At 65.5% G+C, this 14,423-nt stretch carries 10 protein-coding genes and 6 tRNA genes; 4 read left to right on the top strand and 12 right to left on the bottom strand.

What is annotated here, in order from left to right:
- The 3 genes from AB3X43_RS00445 to AB3X43_RS00435 form a co-directional block, all read left to right on the top strand.
- The coding region (locus AB3X43_RS00445) for an ABC transporter permease (protein WP_369427927.1) at nucleotides 1–627 on the top strand (627 nt) is incomplete at its 5' end.
- On the top strand, nucleotides 624–1,565 hold the full coding sequence (locus AB3X43_RS00440; RefSeq protein ID WP_369427926.1) for an ABC transporter ATP-binding protein: 942 nt from the start codon (nucleotides 624–626) through the stop codon (nucleotides 1,563–1,565). The genes AB3X43_RS00445 and AB3X43_RS00440, both read left to right, overlap by 4 nt.
- Nucleotides 1,562–2,287 (top strand): ABC transporter permease, encoded by a 726-nt coding sequence (locus tag AB3X43_RS00435; protein ID WP_369427925.1) that lies wholly within the window; start codon nucleotides 1,562–1,564, stop codon nucleotides 2,285–2,287. The genes AB3X43_RS00440 and AB3X43_RS00435 overlap by 4 nt, the downstream gene beginning before the upstream one ends.
- Before the next feature lie 47 nt (nucleotides 2,288–2,334).
- Here the strand turns inward: AB3X43_RS00435 and AB3X43_RS00430 are convergent.
- From AB3X43_RS00430 to AB3X43_RS00375, 12 genes are all read right to left on the bottom strand, one after another.
- A tRNA-Gly gene (locus AB3X43_RS00430) sits at nucleotides 2,335–2,410 on the bottom strand.
- A 31-nt stretch (nucleotides 2,411–2,441) separates the two neighbouring features.
- A tRNA-Leu gene (locus AB3X43_RS00425) sits at nucleotides 2,442–2,534 on the bottom strand.
- 28 nt (nucleotides 2,535–2,562) lie between these two features.
- A tRNA-Gly gene (locus AB3X43_RS00420) sits at nucleotides 2,563–2,638 on the bottom strand.
- A 22-nt stretch (nucleotides 2,639–2,660) separates the two neighbouring features.
- A tRNA-Cys gene (locus AB3X43_RS00415) sits at nucleotides 2,661–2,734 on the bottom strand.
- 68 nt (nucleotides 2,735–2,802) lie between these two features.
- Nucleotides 2,803–2,878 (bottom strand) — tRNA-Gly (locus tag AB3X43_RS00410).
- Between the two features lie 118 nt (nucleotides 2,879–2,996).
- Nucleotides 2,997–5,420 (bottom strand): endopeptidase La, encoded by a 2,424-nt coding sequence (gene lon / locus AB3X43_RS00405; RefSeq protein WP_369427924.1) that lies wholly within the window; start codon nucleotides 5,418–5,420, stop codon nucleotides 2,997–2,999.
- An 80-nt stretch (nucleotides 5,421–5,500) separates the two neighbouring features.
- On the bottom strand, nucleotides 5,501–6,775 hold the full coding sequence (gene clpX, locus AB3X43_RS00400) for an ATP-dependent Clp protease ATP-binding subunit ClpX (protein WP_369427923.1): 1,275 nt from the start codon (nucleotides 6,773–6,775) through the stop codon (nucleotides 5,501–5,503).
- A gap of 46 nt (nucleotides 6,776–6,821) precedes the next feature.
- Nucleotides 6,822–7,430: an ATP-dependent Clp endopeptidase proteolytic subunit ClpP gene (gene clpP, locus AB3X43_RS00395; protein ID WP_369427922.1), complete on the bottom strand. Its 609-nt coding sequence runs from the start codon at nucleotides 7,428–7,430 to the stop codon at nucleotides 6,822–6,824.
- Nucleotides 7,431–7,631: 201 nt separating this feature from the next.
- Entirely contained in the window at nucleotides 7,632–8,939 is a 1,308-nt protein-coding gene (tig, locus tag AB3X43_RS00390) for a trigger factor (RefSeq protein WP_369427921.1), read from the bottom strand.
- 51 nt (nucleotides 8,940–8,990) lie between these two features.
- A tRNA-Leu gene (locus AB3X43_RS00385) sits at nucleotides 8,991–9,077 on the bottom strand.
- A gap of 70 nt (nucleotides 9,078–9,147) precedes the next feature.
- On the bottom strand, nucleotides 9,148–12,270 hold the full coding sequence (locus tag AB3X43_RS00380; RefSeq protein WP_369427920.1) for an efflux RND transporter permease subunit: 3,123 nt from the start codon (nucleotides 12,268–12,270) through the stop codon (nucleotides 9,148–9,150).
- 28 nt (nucleotides 12,271–12,298) lie between these two features.
- Nucleotides 12,299–13,423: an efflux RND transporter periplasmic adaptor subunit gene (locus AB3X43_RS00375; protein WP_369427919.1), complete on the bottom strand. Its 1,125-nt coding sequence runs from the start codon at nucleotides 13,421–13,423 to the stop codon at nucleotides 12,299–12,301.
- Between the two features lie 125 nt (nucleotides 13,424–13,548).
- Here AB3X43_RS00375 and hpnC point away from each other — a divergent pair, with 125 nt between their 5' ends.
- The gene (hpnC, locus tag AB3X43_RS00370) at nucleotides 13,549–14,367 is read left to right on the top strand and encodes a squalene synthase HpnC (protein ID WP_369427918.1); all 819 of its coding nucleotides are present in this window, start codon (nucleotides 13,549–13,551) and stop codon (nucleotides 14,365–14,367) included.
- The last annotated feature ends 56 nt before the right edge of the window (nucleotides 14,368–14,423 follow it).

Raw genomic sequence — 14,423 nt, 5'->3', positions numbered from 1 at the left:
CTGCAGCGGCACCTGCTGCTGGTCGGCGCGACGCTGTTGCCGACGGTGCTGATCGGCGTGCCGCTGGGCGTGCTGGCGGCCAGACGCGCCAGGATTCAACCGGCACTGCTGTCGGTGCTCAACCTGATCCAGACCGTGCCCTCGATTGCAGTCTTTGCGCTGCTCATGGTGCCACTGTCCGCGATGGCGACCCGGTGGCCGGCGCTCGCCCGCTGGGGCGTGAGCGGCATTGGCGTGGCGCCGGCGGTCATGGCACTGACCTTGTACTCGCTGCTGCCCGTCGTGCGCAGCACGGTGGCCGGGCTGACCCAGATCGCGCCGAGCGTGCGCGAAGCGGCGTGGGGCATGGGCATGACACGCCGGCAGATGTTCTGGCAGGTCGAGGTGCCGCTGGCGTGGCCGGTCTGGCTGTCGGGCCTGCGGGTGACCACGGTGCAGGCGCTCGGACTGGCCATGGTGTCGGCGCTGATCGGTGCAGGCGGATTTGGTGCGGTGATGTTCCAGGGGCTGCTGAGCAGCGCCGTCGACCTCGTGCTGCTCGGCGTGGTGCCGGTGGTGGCGCTGGCGGTGGTGGCGGATGCGCTGTTCAAAGTACTGGCCCAATGGACGACACGGGGACCGCGATGATCGAATTCCGGCAGGTGGGCAAGTCCTTCGACGGCCAGGCGGTGGTCGAGGACTTCTCGCTGACCATCGCACCCGGAGAATTCGTGGTGCTGATCGGACGATCCGGCTCAGGCAAGTCCACCACGCTGAAGATGCTCAACCGGCTGGTCGAACACGACCGCGGTCGGATTCTCTTCACCGGCCAGGAAATCCGATCGTTCCAGCCCGAGGACCTGCGCCGGCGCATGGGTTATGCGATCCAGTCCACCGGACTGTTTCCGCACTGGACGGTCGAGCGCAACATCGCCTGCGTGCCGGCCCTGCTGAAGTGGCCGGCAGCGCGCATCCGCGACCGCGTCACCGAGTTGCTCGAGTTGCTGCAGTTGTCGCCCGACCTCTACCGCGGACGCTACCCGAACCAGCTGTCCGGCGGCCAGCAGCAGCGGGTCGGCGTGGCGCGGGCACTGGCCGCGGACCCGGACGTGCTGCTGATGGACGAGCCGTTCGGTGCCCTCGATCCGATCACGCGCACGACGCTGCAGACCGAACTGGCGCGCATCCACCGGCTGTCCGGCAAGACCATCGTGCTGGTGACCCATGACATCGACGAGGCACTGCGCCTGGGCAGTCGCATCGTGCTGCTCGACCGCGGACGCATGGTCCAGGTCGGGACACCCCGGCAGCTGCTCGCTGAGCCAGCCAGCGAGTTCGTGCGTGATTTCGTCGGGCGCAGTGACACGGGACTGCGCCTGCTGGCGCTGGAAACAGTGGCCAGCCGCATGCGCCGAGAACAGAGCACTTCCTTCGGCGCGCCGGCCGCCTTGCGCGACACCGATTCCCTGCGGGACGCCCTGTCCATGCTGCTTTCGCAAAGCGCTTCGCAGTTGCCCGTGGTCGATGCGGCGGGGCAGCCTTGCGGACAGCTGCATCTGGTCGATCTGCTGCCGAGCGGGACATGACAAGAAGACGTTGGTGGGCGGATCCGTTGCCGTGGGCGCTGCTCGTGCTGGTCGGACTCACGCTGGGCATGCCATCGCTCAAACCGGTGTTTGCCGCTGGCTTCCCTGCGCTGGACAGACCGATGTATGAACAGGACCGTTTTTCGGCGCTGATGCTGTCACACATCGGGCTGGTGGTGATGTCCAGCCTGGTGTCGGTGCTGCTGGGCTGGACCATGGGGGTGTTTGCCACCCGATCGGCCGGGCGGGCGTTTCGTCCGATGATCGAAACCATCGTTGCCATGGGACAGACCATCCCACCGGTCGCCGTGCTGGCGATCGCCGCACCGCTGATCGGCTTTGGCGAGACGCCGGCACTGATCGCGCTGGCACTGTATGGACTGTTGCCGGTCGTTCAGCAGACCCTGGCGGGGTTTGGTTCAGTGCCCGAGGACGTGCTCGACGCGGCAACCGGGCTGGGCATGACGCCGACCCAGCGCTTGTGGTGGATCGAGTGGCCGCTGGCGTGGCCCGTGACGCTGTCTGGCGTGCGCACGTCGGTGATCATCAACATCGGCACGGCGGCAGTGGCCTCGACGGTCGGCGCCAAGACGCTTGGATCGCCGATCATCGTCGGACTCAGCGGCTTCAACACAGCGTATGTGCTGCAAGGGGCTGTGCTGGTGGGGCTGCTGGCCGTGGTCGTCGATCTGGGCTTCGAGCGATTGCTGCCGAAACGCTGAAGCACAAAAGCAGACAAGCCGTCACGATGGACGGCTTGTCTGCTTGTTGGAGCGGGAAACGAGACTCGAACTCGCGACCTCAACCTTGGCAAGGTTGCGCTCTACCAACTGAGCTATTCCCGCAATACTCTTCTCTTCAAGCAATCTGCGAATTTGGTGCCCGGGACGGGAATCGAACCCGTACGCCCCCTCACGGGAAAGCGGCGGATTTTAAGTCCGCAGTGTCTACCAATTTCACCACCCGGGCTGCTGACCAGCACCAGACAAGACAAAACTGGAGCGGGAAACGAGACTCGAACTCGCGACCTCAACCTTGGCAAGGTTGCGCTCTACCAACTGAGCTATTCCCGCATTCAACCACTGGGTCAGATTCTGGAGGCGCGGAGTGGAGTCGAACCACCCTACACGGATTTGCAATCCGCTGCATAACCGCTTTGCTACCGCGCCATCAACAATCTTCACCAACAAAAAAGGAAGCCAAAGTGCGCTTCCTTTTTCGGAAACCTGAACAAAACTGGAGCGGGAAACGAGACTCGAACTCGCGACCTCAACCTTGGCAAGGTTGCGCTCTACCAACTGAGCTATTCCCGCTTTGCAATTCTGCTTTTCCTGACTTGCAGCACCGCATTTGGTGTTTGGTGCCGTGCGTCGAGAACGAAAGTATAGAACAAATCATTTCCGACGCACAAGCTTTTCAGGCCAGTTTTTTTCAGTGCTTGGTCGCCGCCTCCACCACGGCTGCGGCAGTTGGCTCCACCTTGGCCGCCTCGATCACCTTGGGCTCGTCTTCGGGCAGAGGCTGCGGCTCGCGCTCCAGCGCGATCTCCAGCACCTTGTCGATCCACTTGACGGGGATGATCTCCAGCTGGCTCTTGACGTTTTCAGGGATGTCCTGAAGATCCTTGGCGTTGGCCTCGGGGATCAGCACTGTCTTGATGCCACCGCGGTGGGCCGCCAGGAGTTTCTCCTTCAGGCCGCCGATCTCCGTGACCTCGCCGCGCAGCGTGATCTCGCCCGTCATCGCCACATCGGCGCGCACCGGAATCCCGGTCAGCGCCGACACGAAGGCCGTCGTCATCGCAGCACCAGCACTCGGCCCGTCCTTGGGCGTGGCGCCATCCGGCACGTGGATGTGGATGTCGCGCTTCTCGAACAGCTCTTCCTTGATGCCAAGCCGCGCCGCACGGCTGCGCACCACGGTGCGTGCCGCCTCGACCGACTCCTTCATCACGTCGCCAAGCGAGCCGGTGCGAATGATCACGCCCTTGCCGGTCATGATCGCGGCTTCGATCGTCAGCAGATCGCCACCCACCTCGGTCCACGCCAGACCGTTGACCTGCCCGATCTGGTTCTGCTTCTCGGCTTCACCATAGCTGTACTTGCGCACGCCCAGGAAGTCGTTCAGATTGACCGCCGCGACCGTCACACGTCCGTCGTACTTCTTCAGCGACAACCCCTTGACCACCTTGCGGCAGATCTTGGAAATCTCGCGTTCGAGCGAACGCACACCGGCTTCGCGGGTGTAGTAGCGGATGATGCCGCGGATCGCATCTTCCTCGACCGTCAGCTCCTCGTCCTTCACACCATTGTTGGTGCGCTGCTTGGGCAGCAGGTAGCGCTGGGCGATCGAGACTTTCTCGTCCTCGGTGTAACCCGCCAGGCGGATCACTTCCATGCGGTCCAGCAACGCCGGCGGGATGTTCAGCGAGTTCGATGTGGCAATGAACATCACATCGGACAAGTCGAAATCCACCTCGACGTAGTGGTCGCCGAAGGTGTGGTTCTGCTCCGGATCGAGCACTTCCAGCAGCGCCGACGACGGATCGCCACGGAAGTCCGTGCCGAGCTTGTCGATCTCGTCCAGCAGGAACAGCGGATTGCGCACACCGACCTTGCTCAGGCTCTGCAGCACCTTGCCCGGCATCGAGCCGATGTAGGTGCGGCGGTGGCCGCGGATCTCGGCTTCGTCGCGCACGCCGCCCAGCGCCATGCGGACGAACTTGCGCCCCGTGGCCCGCGCCACCGACTGCCCCAGCGAGGTCTTGCCCACGCCCGGAGGTCCAACCAGGCACAGGATCGGCGCCTTGACCTTCTCGACACGCTGCTGCACCGCAAGATACTCAAGGATGCGTTCCTTGACCTTGTCAAGGCCGTAGTGGTCCTCGTTCAGCACGCCCTCGGCGAACGGCAGGTCGTGCTTGACCTTGCTCTTCTTCGCCCACGGCAGGTTGACCAGCGTCTCGATGAAGTTGCGCACCACCGTGGCTTCCGCTGACATCGGTGACATCAGCTTGAGCTTCTTCAGCTCGCCATCGACCTTCTTGCGCGCTTCCTTGGACATGCGCGCCGCGGTGATCTTCTTCTCCAGTTCCTCGAAGTCGGCGCCTTCTTCGCCTTCGCCGAGTTCCTTCTGGATGGCCTTGACCTGCTCGTTCAGGTAGTACTCGCGCTGGCTCTTCTCCATCTGGCGCTTGACGCGGCCACGGATGCGCTTTTCGACCTGCAGGATGTCGACCTCATGCTCCAGCAGCTCCAGCAGCTTCTCCAGTCGCTTGGCCACTGGTACCAGATCGAGGATGACCTGCTTGTTCTCGAGCTTGAGCGGCAGGTGCGCGGCAATCGTGTCCGACAGCCGGCCTGCATCGTCGATGCCAGCGATCGAGGTGAGGATCTCTGGCGGGATCTTCTTGTTCAGCTTGACGTACTGGTCGAACTGCTGCGTGACCGCGCGGCGCAGAGCCTCGATCTCGGGCGTGCCCTGGTCGGGCACGGGCACCGGCGAGACGACAGAGGTGAAGTACTCGCCGCTGTCATCGATCGTCACCGTGTTGGCGCGCTGCAGACCTTCGACCAGCACCTTCACGGTGCCGTCGGGCAGCTTGAGCATCTGCAGGATGCTGGAGACGCAGCCCGTCTCGAACATGTCGTCCGACTTGGGCTCGTCCTTGCCGGCAGCCTTCTGTGCCACCAGCATGATCTGGCGGCCCGCTTCCATCGCGGCTTCGAGGGCCTTGATGGATTTCGGCCGGCCCACGAACAGCGGGATGACCATGTGCGGGAAGACCACGACATCGCGCAGCGGCAGCAACGGCAGCGTGATCGGATCGGGGGGAAGAATGGGGTGGCCTGACATCAGAACCTCTCTTTCTGCGCTCCCATCTGGGAGCACATCGCCGGTTTGCAAGAGTCAGTGGCAAACCGGCGCGGATGCACTCAGGCGCTGGCCTTGGCCTGCTCGTGGTAGACGAGCAGGGGCTTGGTGTTGTCCTCGATGGTGTGCTCGTCGATGACGACCTTCGCCACACCGTGGAACGTGGGCAACTCGAACATGGTGTCCATCAGCGCTTGCTCGATGATCGAGCGCAGCCCGCGGGCACCGGTCTTGCGGTTGAGCGCCTTCTGGGCAATGGCCGTCAACCCGGACGGACGGATCTCCAGATCGACCCCATCCATCGCGAACAGCTTCTGGTATTGCTTGACGAGCGCATTTTTCGGTTCGGTGAGGATCTGGACCATCGCATCCTCGGTCAGCTCCCCAAGGGTCGCGATCACCGGCAGGCGGCCGATCAGCTCGGGAATGAGACCGAACTTGATCAGGTCTTCCGGCTCGACCTCGCGGAACGCTTCACCGGCGCTGCGCTCGGACTTCGCCTTGACCGATGCACCAAAGCCGATGCCGGACTTCTCGGACCGGTTGGCGATGACCTTTTCCAGCCCGTCGAACGCACCGCCGCAGATGAACAGGATGTTGGTCGTGTCGATCTGCAGGAAGTCCTGGTTCGGGTGCTTGCGGCCGCCCTGCGGCGGCACCGAGGCCATCGTGCCTTCGACCAGCTTCAGCAGTGCCTGCTGCACACCCTCGCCGGACACGTCGCGCGTGATCGACGGGTTGTCCGACTTGCGGCTGATCTTGTCGATCTCGTCGATGTAGACGATGCCGCGCTGGGCGCGCTCGACCTCGTAGTTGCAGTTCTGCAGCAGCTTCTGGATGATGTTCTCGACGTCCTCGCCGACATAGCCGGCTTCGGTCAACGTCGTCGCATCGGCGATCACGAACGGCACGTTCAGCAGCCGGGCGAGCGTCTGCGCCAGCAGCGTCTTGCCGGAGCCGGTCGGGCCGATCAGCAGGATGTTGCTCTTGGACAGCTCGACCTCGTCGCTCTTGGCCTTGCCTGCCATGTGCTTGAGGCGCTTGTAGTGGTTGTAGACCGCCACGGCCAGCGTGCGCTTGGCCTGGTCCTGTCCGATGACGTACTGGTCGAGGCTGGCCTTGATGTCGCTCGGAACCGGCAGGTCATCGCGGCTGGTCTTGCCGGGCAGGTCACCGGCAGGCGCTTCGTCGCGGATGATGTCGTTGCACAGCTCGATGCACTCGTCGCAGATGAACACCGACGGACCGGCGATCAGCTTCTTGACTTCGTGCTGGCTCTTGCCGCAGAAGGAGCAGTACAGCGTCTTTTCGCCGGAGGAGCCTTTTTTCTCGGGCATGGAATGCGGCCTTGTCGAGTCGGGAGAAAGGGAACAGCGAAGCGAGTCAGGCGCGCTTGCTGATGACCTGATCGATCAGGCCGTAGGTCTGGGCTTCGTCCGCGGACATGTAGTAGTCGCGTTCGGTGTCGGTCTGGATCTTTTCCAGCGACTGACCGGACCGGTCAGCCAGAATGCGGTTGAGCTGCTCGCGGGTCTTGAGGATCTCGCGGGCATGGATCTCGATGTCGGTGGCCTGACCCTGCGCGCCGCCGAGCGGCTGGTGGATCATGATCTTGGCGTTCGGCAGCGCAAACCGCTTGCCCTTCTCGCCAGCCGTCAGCAGGAAGGCACCCATGCTCGCGGCCATGCCCATGCACAGCGTGGAGACCTGGGGCTTGATGAACTGCATCGTGTCGAAGATCGACATGCCAGCCGAGACACTGCCACCGGGCGAGTTGATGTACAGCGAAATGTCCTTGTCCGGATTTTCACTTTCCAGGAACAGCAACTGGGCAACCACCAGATTGGCGACCTGGTCATTGACCGGACCCACCAGGAAAATGACCCGCTCGCGCAGCAGGCGCGAATAGATGTCATAGGAGCGCTCGCCGCGTCCGGATTGTTCGATGACGATGGGCACCATGCCCAGGTTTTGCGTGTCGATTGCGCTCATTGTGGACCCTTGAAACATCACTGTGTCGCGCTGATGACCGCTCGGTACGGATCGGCCGTCAGCGATGAACCCGATTATGGGGGTTGCCGGCATTCAACGCCGGACACGAGGTAGGCCATCATGTGACAAGGGGCGCTCGTGGCGCCCCTTGTTTCTGCTTTACCGACTACCGCAATCGGTTAGTGCGGTCGTTCTTCAGGCTCAGGCACCCATCAGCTCATCGAAGGCCAGCGCCTTGTCCGTGACCTTCGCCTGACCCAGCACGAAGTCGGACACGTTGGCCTCGATCACCACCGCCTCGACCTCGGCCAGGCGCTGCTGGTCACCCAGGTACCACGCCATCACGTCGGACGGACGCTCATAGCTCTGCGCCATCTCTTCGATGTGGGCACGGATCTGGTCCGGCGTCGCAGCCAGCGAGTGCGTGCGCACGACCTCGGCCACCGTCAGGCCCAGGCGCACGCGGCGCTCGGCCTGCGGCTGGAACACTTCGTTCGGGATCGGCGCCTTGTCGGCGTCCTTGACGCCACGCTGCTTCAGATCGGCACGGGCGTTCTCGACCAGACGGCCGAGTTCGTTGTCCACCAGCGCCTTCGGCAGGTCGAACGAGGTCGCCGTTTCCAGCGCGGCCATCACGGCCTGCTTGTTGCGGGCGGCCACGCGGAACTTGACTTCGCGTTCCAGGTTCTTCTTGATGTCGGCGCGCAGACCTTCGACGGTCGCATCGGCGATGCCCAGCGACTCGGCGAACGCGGCATCCACGTCCGGCAGGTTCTGCTGCTCGACCTTCTTCAGCGTGACGAGGAAGTCGGCTTCCTTGCCGGCCACGTCTTCACCGTGGTAGTCGTCAGGGAACTTCAGCGGGAAGGTCTTCGACTCGCCAGCCTTCATGCCGCGCACGGCGGTTTCGAAGGCTTCGAGCATGCGGCCTTCGCCCAGCAGGAACTGGAAGCCTTCGGCCTGGCCGCCCTGGAAGCTGTCGCCGTCGATCTTGCCGTCGAAGTCGATGGTCACGCGGTCGCCGTCGGCGGCCACGTCATCGGCGGCGCGTTCGGTGAACGTGCGACGCTGCTTGCGCAGGATGTCGATGGTGCGGTCGATCGCAGCGTCGGTGACCTCGGAGGACACGCGCTCGATCTCGACGGCCGTCAGGTCGCCGACCACCACGTCCGGGTAGACCTCGAAGGTCGCGTCGAAGGCGACTTGCCCTTCAGGCGCTTCTTCCTTCTCGGTGATGCGCGGCGTGCCCGCCACGCGCACCTGGGCTTCGGTCGCGGCCTCCTGGAAAGCCTGACCGACCTTGTCGTTCATGACTTCGTACTGGACCGAGTAGCCATAGCGCTGGGCGATGACGGACATCGGCACCTTGCCGGGACGGAATCCGTCGATCTTGACCGTGCGGGCCATCCGCTTGAGGCGGTTCTCGACCTCGTTCTGGAGTTCAACGGCCGACAAGGTCAGCGTGATACGGCGCTCGAGCTTGTCGAGGGTCTCCACAGTAACAGCCATGTTCTGAAGCTCTTTAGGTTGCTTGAATCTGGGGGAGTTGCGTGCCTGGTGTGGTGCGCGGGGCCGGACTCGAACCGGCACGCCCGTGAAGGCGTCAGGACCTAAACCTGGTGCGTCTACCAATTTCGCCACCCGCGCGGCACGCGTCGGAAATTCCCGGAACCTTGAATTCTAACCCGATCAGGCGGATGCCCTTTTCAGGCCGACGTCACGCCTTTTTCACCCGGAACCACGCCGCGTACATCGCTGGCAGCGCGAGCAGCGTCAGCGCCGTGGCAACGATCAATCCGCCCATGATCGCCACCGCCATCGGTCCCCAGAAAATGCTGCGCGACAGCGGGATCATCGCCAGCACGGCCGCCGCCGCCGTCAGCACGATCGGCCGGAACCGGCGCACCGCCGACTCGACCACCGCGTTCCACGCCGGCACACCCGCGACCCGGTCCTGCTCGATCTGGTCGATCAGGATCACCGAGTTGCGCATGATCATGCCCATCAGCGCGATCACGCCCAGCAGCGCCACGAACCCGAACGGGCGGTTCAGCAGGATCAGCGCCGCGGCCACCCCGGCAATGCCCATCGGGCCGGTCAGGAACACCAGCAGCGCCCGCGCGAAGCTCTGCAGCTGCAGCATCAGCAGCGTGAAGGTGACGAACAGCATCACCGGCACGCCGGCCGCGATCGAACCCTGTCCCTTGCTGCTCTCGGCCACCGCACCGGCGATCTCGATCGCGTAGCCCGGCGGCATGCGCTCTTTCAGCTTGGCCAACGCCGGCCACAACTCGTTCGTCACGGTCGGACCCTGCACGCCTTCCGGCACATCACCCTGCACGGTCACCGCGTACTTGCGCCCTTCCCGCCACATCACGCCCGGCTCCCAGACATGGTCGATGCGGGCGATCTGCGTCAGCGGGATCGGCTTGCCGCTGCTGGTCGGCACGTAGGCGCTGCCCAGATCGGTGATCGCGTCGCGCTCGGCCGTCGGCTGGCGCATCACGATGTCGATCAGCTTGTCGCCCTCGCGGAACTGGCCCACCGGCGTGCCGGTCAGCAGCATGCGCGTGGCCTGCGCGATCGACTGGCTGGTCACGCCGAGCGCGCGCGCCTTGTCCTGGTCGATCTGCAGCCGCAGCACCTTCACCGACTCGTTCCAGTTGTCGTTCACGCCCAGCATGTTCGGGCTGGCGCGCAGGATGTCCTTGGCCTGGTCCGCCCAGCCACGCAGCACCTGCGGGTCCGGGCCGACCACGCGGAACTGCACCGGGTACGGCACCGGCGGTCCGCTGGGCAGCAGCTTCACACGGCCGCGCGCCTCCGGAAACTCGTCGGCCAGCAGCACCGGCAACCGCTTGCGCAGCTCCTCCCGCTGCGCCATCCCCTTGGGCAGCACGATGGACTGGCTGACGTTGGTCTGCGGGAAGATCTGGTCCAGCGGCAGGTAGAAGCGCGGCGTGCCCGAGCCGATCCAGGTCGTCACCGTCTCGACACCCGGCTCCTGCTGCATGCGCTTCTGGAAGCGTTGGGCCACGCGCTCGCTTTCCTGGATCGTCGCGCCCTCGGGCAGCCACAGATCGACCATGATCTCCATGCGGCTCGAATCGGGGAAGAACTGCTGCTGCACCTTGCCCATGCCCACCAACCCGAGCACGAACACGCCGATCGTCAGCCCGATCGTGATCCACCGGTGGTCCACGCACCAGCCCACCAGGCTGCGGAAGCGGTTGTAGAACGGCGTGTCGAACAGGTCGTGCGATGCGCCATCCGTGTGCGGCTTCACGCGCAGGAAGCGCGCGCCCAGGTAAGGCACGAAGTACACCGACACCACCCAGGAGATGACCAGCGCCGCCGAGGTCACGGCGAAGATCGCGAAGGTGTACTCGCCCACCGTCGACTTGGCCATGCCGATCGGCAGGAAGCCGGCGGCGGTGATGAGCGTGCCCGTGAGCATCGGCATCGAGGTGGCGTCGTAGGCGTAGGTGGCCGCGTAGAGCTTGTCGTGGCCTTCTTCCAGCTTGCGCACCATCATCTCGACCGCGATGATCGCGTCGTCCACCAGCAGGCCCAGCGCGATGATCAGCGAGCCGAGCGAGATCTTGTGCAGCCCGACGCCCCAGTAGTACATGGTGACGAAGGTGATCGCCAGCACCAGCGGGATGGTGATCGCCACCACCAGCCCCGGCCAGATGTCGATGCGGAAGGGCTTCGTGTGCAGCCCCAGGCTGATGAAGCTCACCGCCAGCACCACCGCGATCGCCTCGATCAGCACATGCACGAACTCGCCCACCGACGTGGAAACGGCCACCGGCTGGTCCTGGATCTGCGACAGCGTGATGCCTGCGGGCAGTTCGGCGCGGATCTCGTCGACGCGCGCATGCAGCGCCTTGCCCAGCGCGATGATGTCGCCGCCCTTGGCCATCGACACGCCCAGCGCGATCACCGGCGCGCCCTGGTGGCGGACCTTGACGGCCGGCGGGTCGCTGTAGCCGCGCTGGATCGTGGCGACATCGCCGAGCTTGGTCATGCTCGCCACGCCCGTGGCCGGGTTCACGACGCGGATCGGCAACTGGCCGAGTTCGTCGATCGAGCGGAACTGGCCGCCCACGCGCACCTGCAGGTTCTGGCTGTCGGCGTCGAGCACGCCGGCGCTCTCGACCGCATTCTGGGTGCCGATCTGGCTGATGACCTGGTTCAGGTCGAGCCCGAGCTGCGCCAGGCGCTTGCCCGACAGCTCGATGAACACCTTCTCCGGCTGCGCGCCGAAGGTCTCGACCTTGGCGACGTCCTTGACCTGCAGCAGCTTCGAGCGCACATCTTCGGCGAACTCGCGCAACTCCTCCTGGCTGAACCCATCGGCGGACAGCGCCACGATCGAGCCATACACGTCACCGAACTCGTCGTTGAAGAACGGCCCGATCACGCCAGCGGGCAGCGTCGAGCGCATGTCACCGATCTTCTTGCGCGTCTGGTACCAGATCTGCGGCACCTCCTTGGGCGGCGAGCTGTCCTTGATCTGGAAGATCGTCACCGACTCGCCCGGCTTGGTGTAGCTGCGGATGATGTCGGCGTTGGGCACTTCCTGGAGCGTCTTCTCGATCTTGTCGGTGACCTGATCCGCCATCTGCTGCGCAGTCGCCCCCGGCCAGACCGCCTGCACGACCATGGCGCGGAAGGTGAACGGCGGGTCCTCGTCCTGGCCGAGCTGGAAGTACGCGGCGAAGCCGAGCACCATCAGCACCACCATCAGGTAGCGGGTCAGCGCCGGGTGCTCCAGCGCCCAGCGGGAGATGTTGAAGCCCGAGCGGGTGCCGGTGTCGTGGGTGTGGGTTTTCATGGCGTGTGCACCGAACCTTCTGCCCGCCTCAGCGCGACGCCGCCGGACGCACCGGCTCGACGTAGCGCTTGACCTTCATGCCCGCGGTGAGCACGTGCACACCCGCTGTGACCACCTCCTGCCCGGGCTGCACCCCGCCGCTGACCAGCACCAGATTGCCCTCCGCCCCGGCGATCTGCACCGGCTGCGGCTTGACCGTCATCGTGGCCGCGTCCAGCAGCCAGACCACGCTCTTGCCGCCCTGCTCCACCACGGCCGCCAGCGGCAGGCGTGTCACGGCATCCCGCTTGACGAGGTCGAAGGCCACCGTGGCCGTCTGGCCGAGGCGCGCATCGCTGGCGGCCAGATCGGCCTTGGCGACGAAGGTGCGCGTGGTCGGATCGGCGGCGGCGGCGAGTTCGCGCAGCGTGGCACGCACCGGCTCGCCGGTCGCGCCCCAGAGGCGCACCTGCAGCGCGCCTGGCTGCTTCAACAGCGCCCGTGCCGAAGCCACGCGGTCTTCCGGCACGTTGAACACCACATCGCGTGCGCCCGCCAGTGCCAGCCGCACGATGGGCGTGCCAGCGGCGACGACCGTGCCCGGCTCGGCGTCCACACCCGTCACCACACCCGCCGCATCGGCGATCAGGCGGGTGTACTGCGTCTGGTTGCCCTGCACGCCGGCCTGGCTGCGGGCCTGGTCAAGCGTGGCCTGCGCGGCCTTGACGGCGGTCTCGCGGCGCTCCAGTTCGGCAGCGCCGATGAAGCCCTGGGCGAACAGGTCGCGGTAGCGCTTGAGGTCGGCGCTGACCTGGTCCCAGTTGGCCTGGGCAGCACGCAGTCCGGCAGCAGCAGCATCCTGCCCCAGCTTCAGGTCGCTGGGGTCGAGCTGGGCGATCACCTGCCCGGCCTTCACCTCGTCGCCCAGGTTGACCGCGCGGCTCATCAGCTTGCCCCCGACCCGGAAACCCAGCCGCGTCTCGGTGCGCGCCCTGATCTCGCCGGCGTATTCCTGCTGCGCGGTGGCCGATCCGGTGCTCACCGTCTGGGTGCGCACGGCACGGATGGGATCGGGCTGCGGCTCGGGTTTCGAGCAGGCCGCCAGCACGGCGAGCACCGACAGGCCGAAGACCATCGACAGAGGGCGGCGGACACGAGGAGAGGGGGGTCGCATGGGCGGAAACTCCGAACTGACTGACTGGTCAGTAATGTACGAGTCCGTTTGAACCATTGTCAATTCCTGCGATGACTCGTGGCGATAATCACGACCCCGCCCTCGCACTGTCTCGCCCGGTATCCATGCGCGTCGACCACTACGAAAACTTCCCCGTCGCCTCGGTGCTGTGCCCGCCGGCGCTGCGGCCTGCGGTGACGGCGATCTACTGGTTCGCCCGCACGGCCGACGACATCGCCGACGAGGGCGACGCGACGCCCGAGCAGCGCCTGGCCGACCTCGATGTCTACCGCGAGGACCTGCGCAGCGTCGCCCGCGGCCATGCGCCGACGCCACGCTGGGAGGGGGTGTTCGTGCCGCTGGCGGCGATGTTCCGCCGGCACCACCTGCCCCTGCCGCTGCTGGAGGCGCTGCTGTCGGCGTTCGAGCAGGACACCCACCAGCGCCGCTACCCGGACCGTGCCGCGGTGCTCGACTACTGCAAGCGCTCCGCCAATCCGGTCGGGCGGCTGCTGCTGCACCTGTACGGCGTGCGCGACCTCGAATCCCTGGCGCAGTCGGATGCGATCTGCACCGCGCTGCAGCTCATCAACTTCTGGCAGGACCTGAGTGTCGACCTGCCGCGTGACCGGCTGTATGTGCCGCTGCTCGACTGCGCCGAGGTCGGCGTGGGCGTGCCGGATCTGATGTGCCAGCGCGACACTGGGGCGACGCAGGCGCTGGTGGAGAAAGAGGTTCGCTGGGCGCGGGAGCTGATGCTGTCCGGCGCGCCGCTGGCCACGCGGCTGCCGGGGCGCACCGGCTGGGAGCTGCGGCTGGTGGTGCAAGGGGGCCTGCGCATCCTCGACAAGATCGAGGCGATGGACTTCGAGGTGCTGCAGCGGCGGCCGACGATCGGGGCGTTCGATGCGCCGGCGCTGCTGTGGCGCGCCATGGTCATGTGAGCGCCACGGCGCGCACCGCGTTCGCTGAGACAATCCCGCCCCATGACGACGACGCC

The sequence above is a fragment of the Sphaerotilus sp. genome (assembly GCF_041083715.1).
In the GTDB taxonomy this organism is placed as follows: Bacteria; Pseudomonadota; Gammaproteobacteria; order Burkholderiales; family Burkholderiaceae_C; genus Sphaerotilus.
This window is presented reverse-complemented; position numbering and strand designations above follow the sequence as displayed.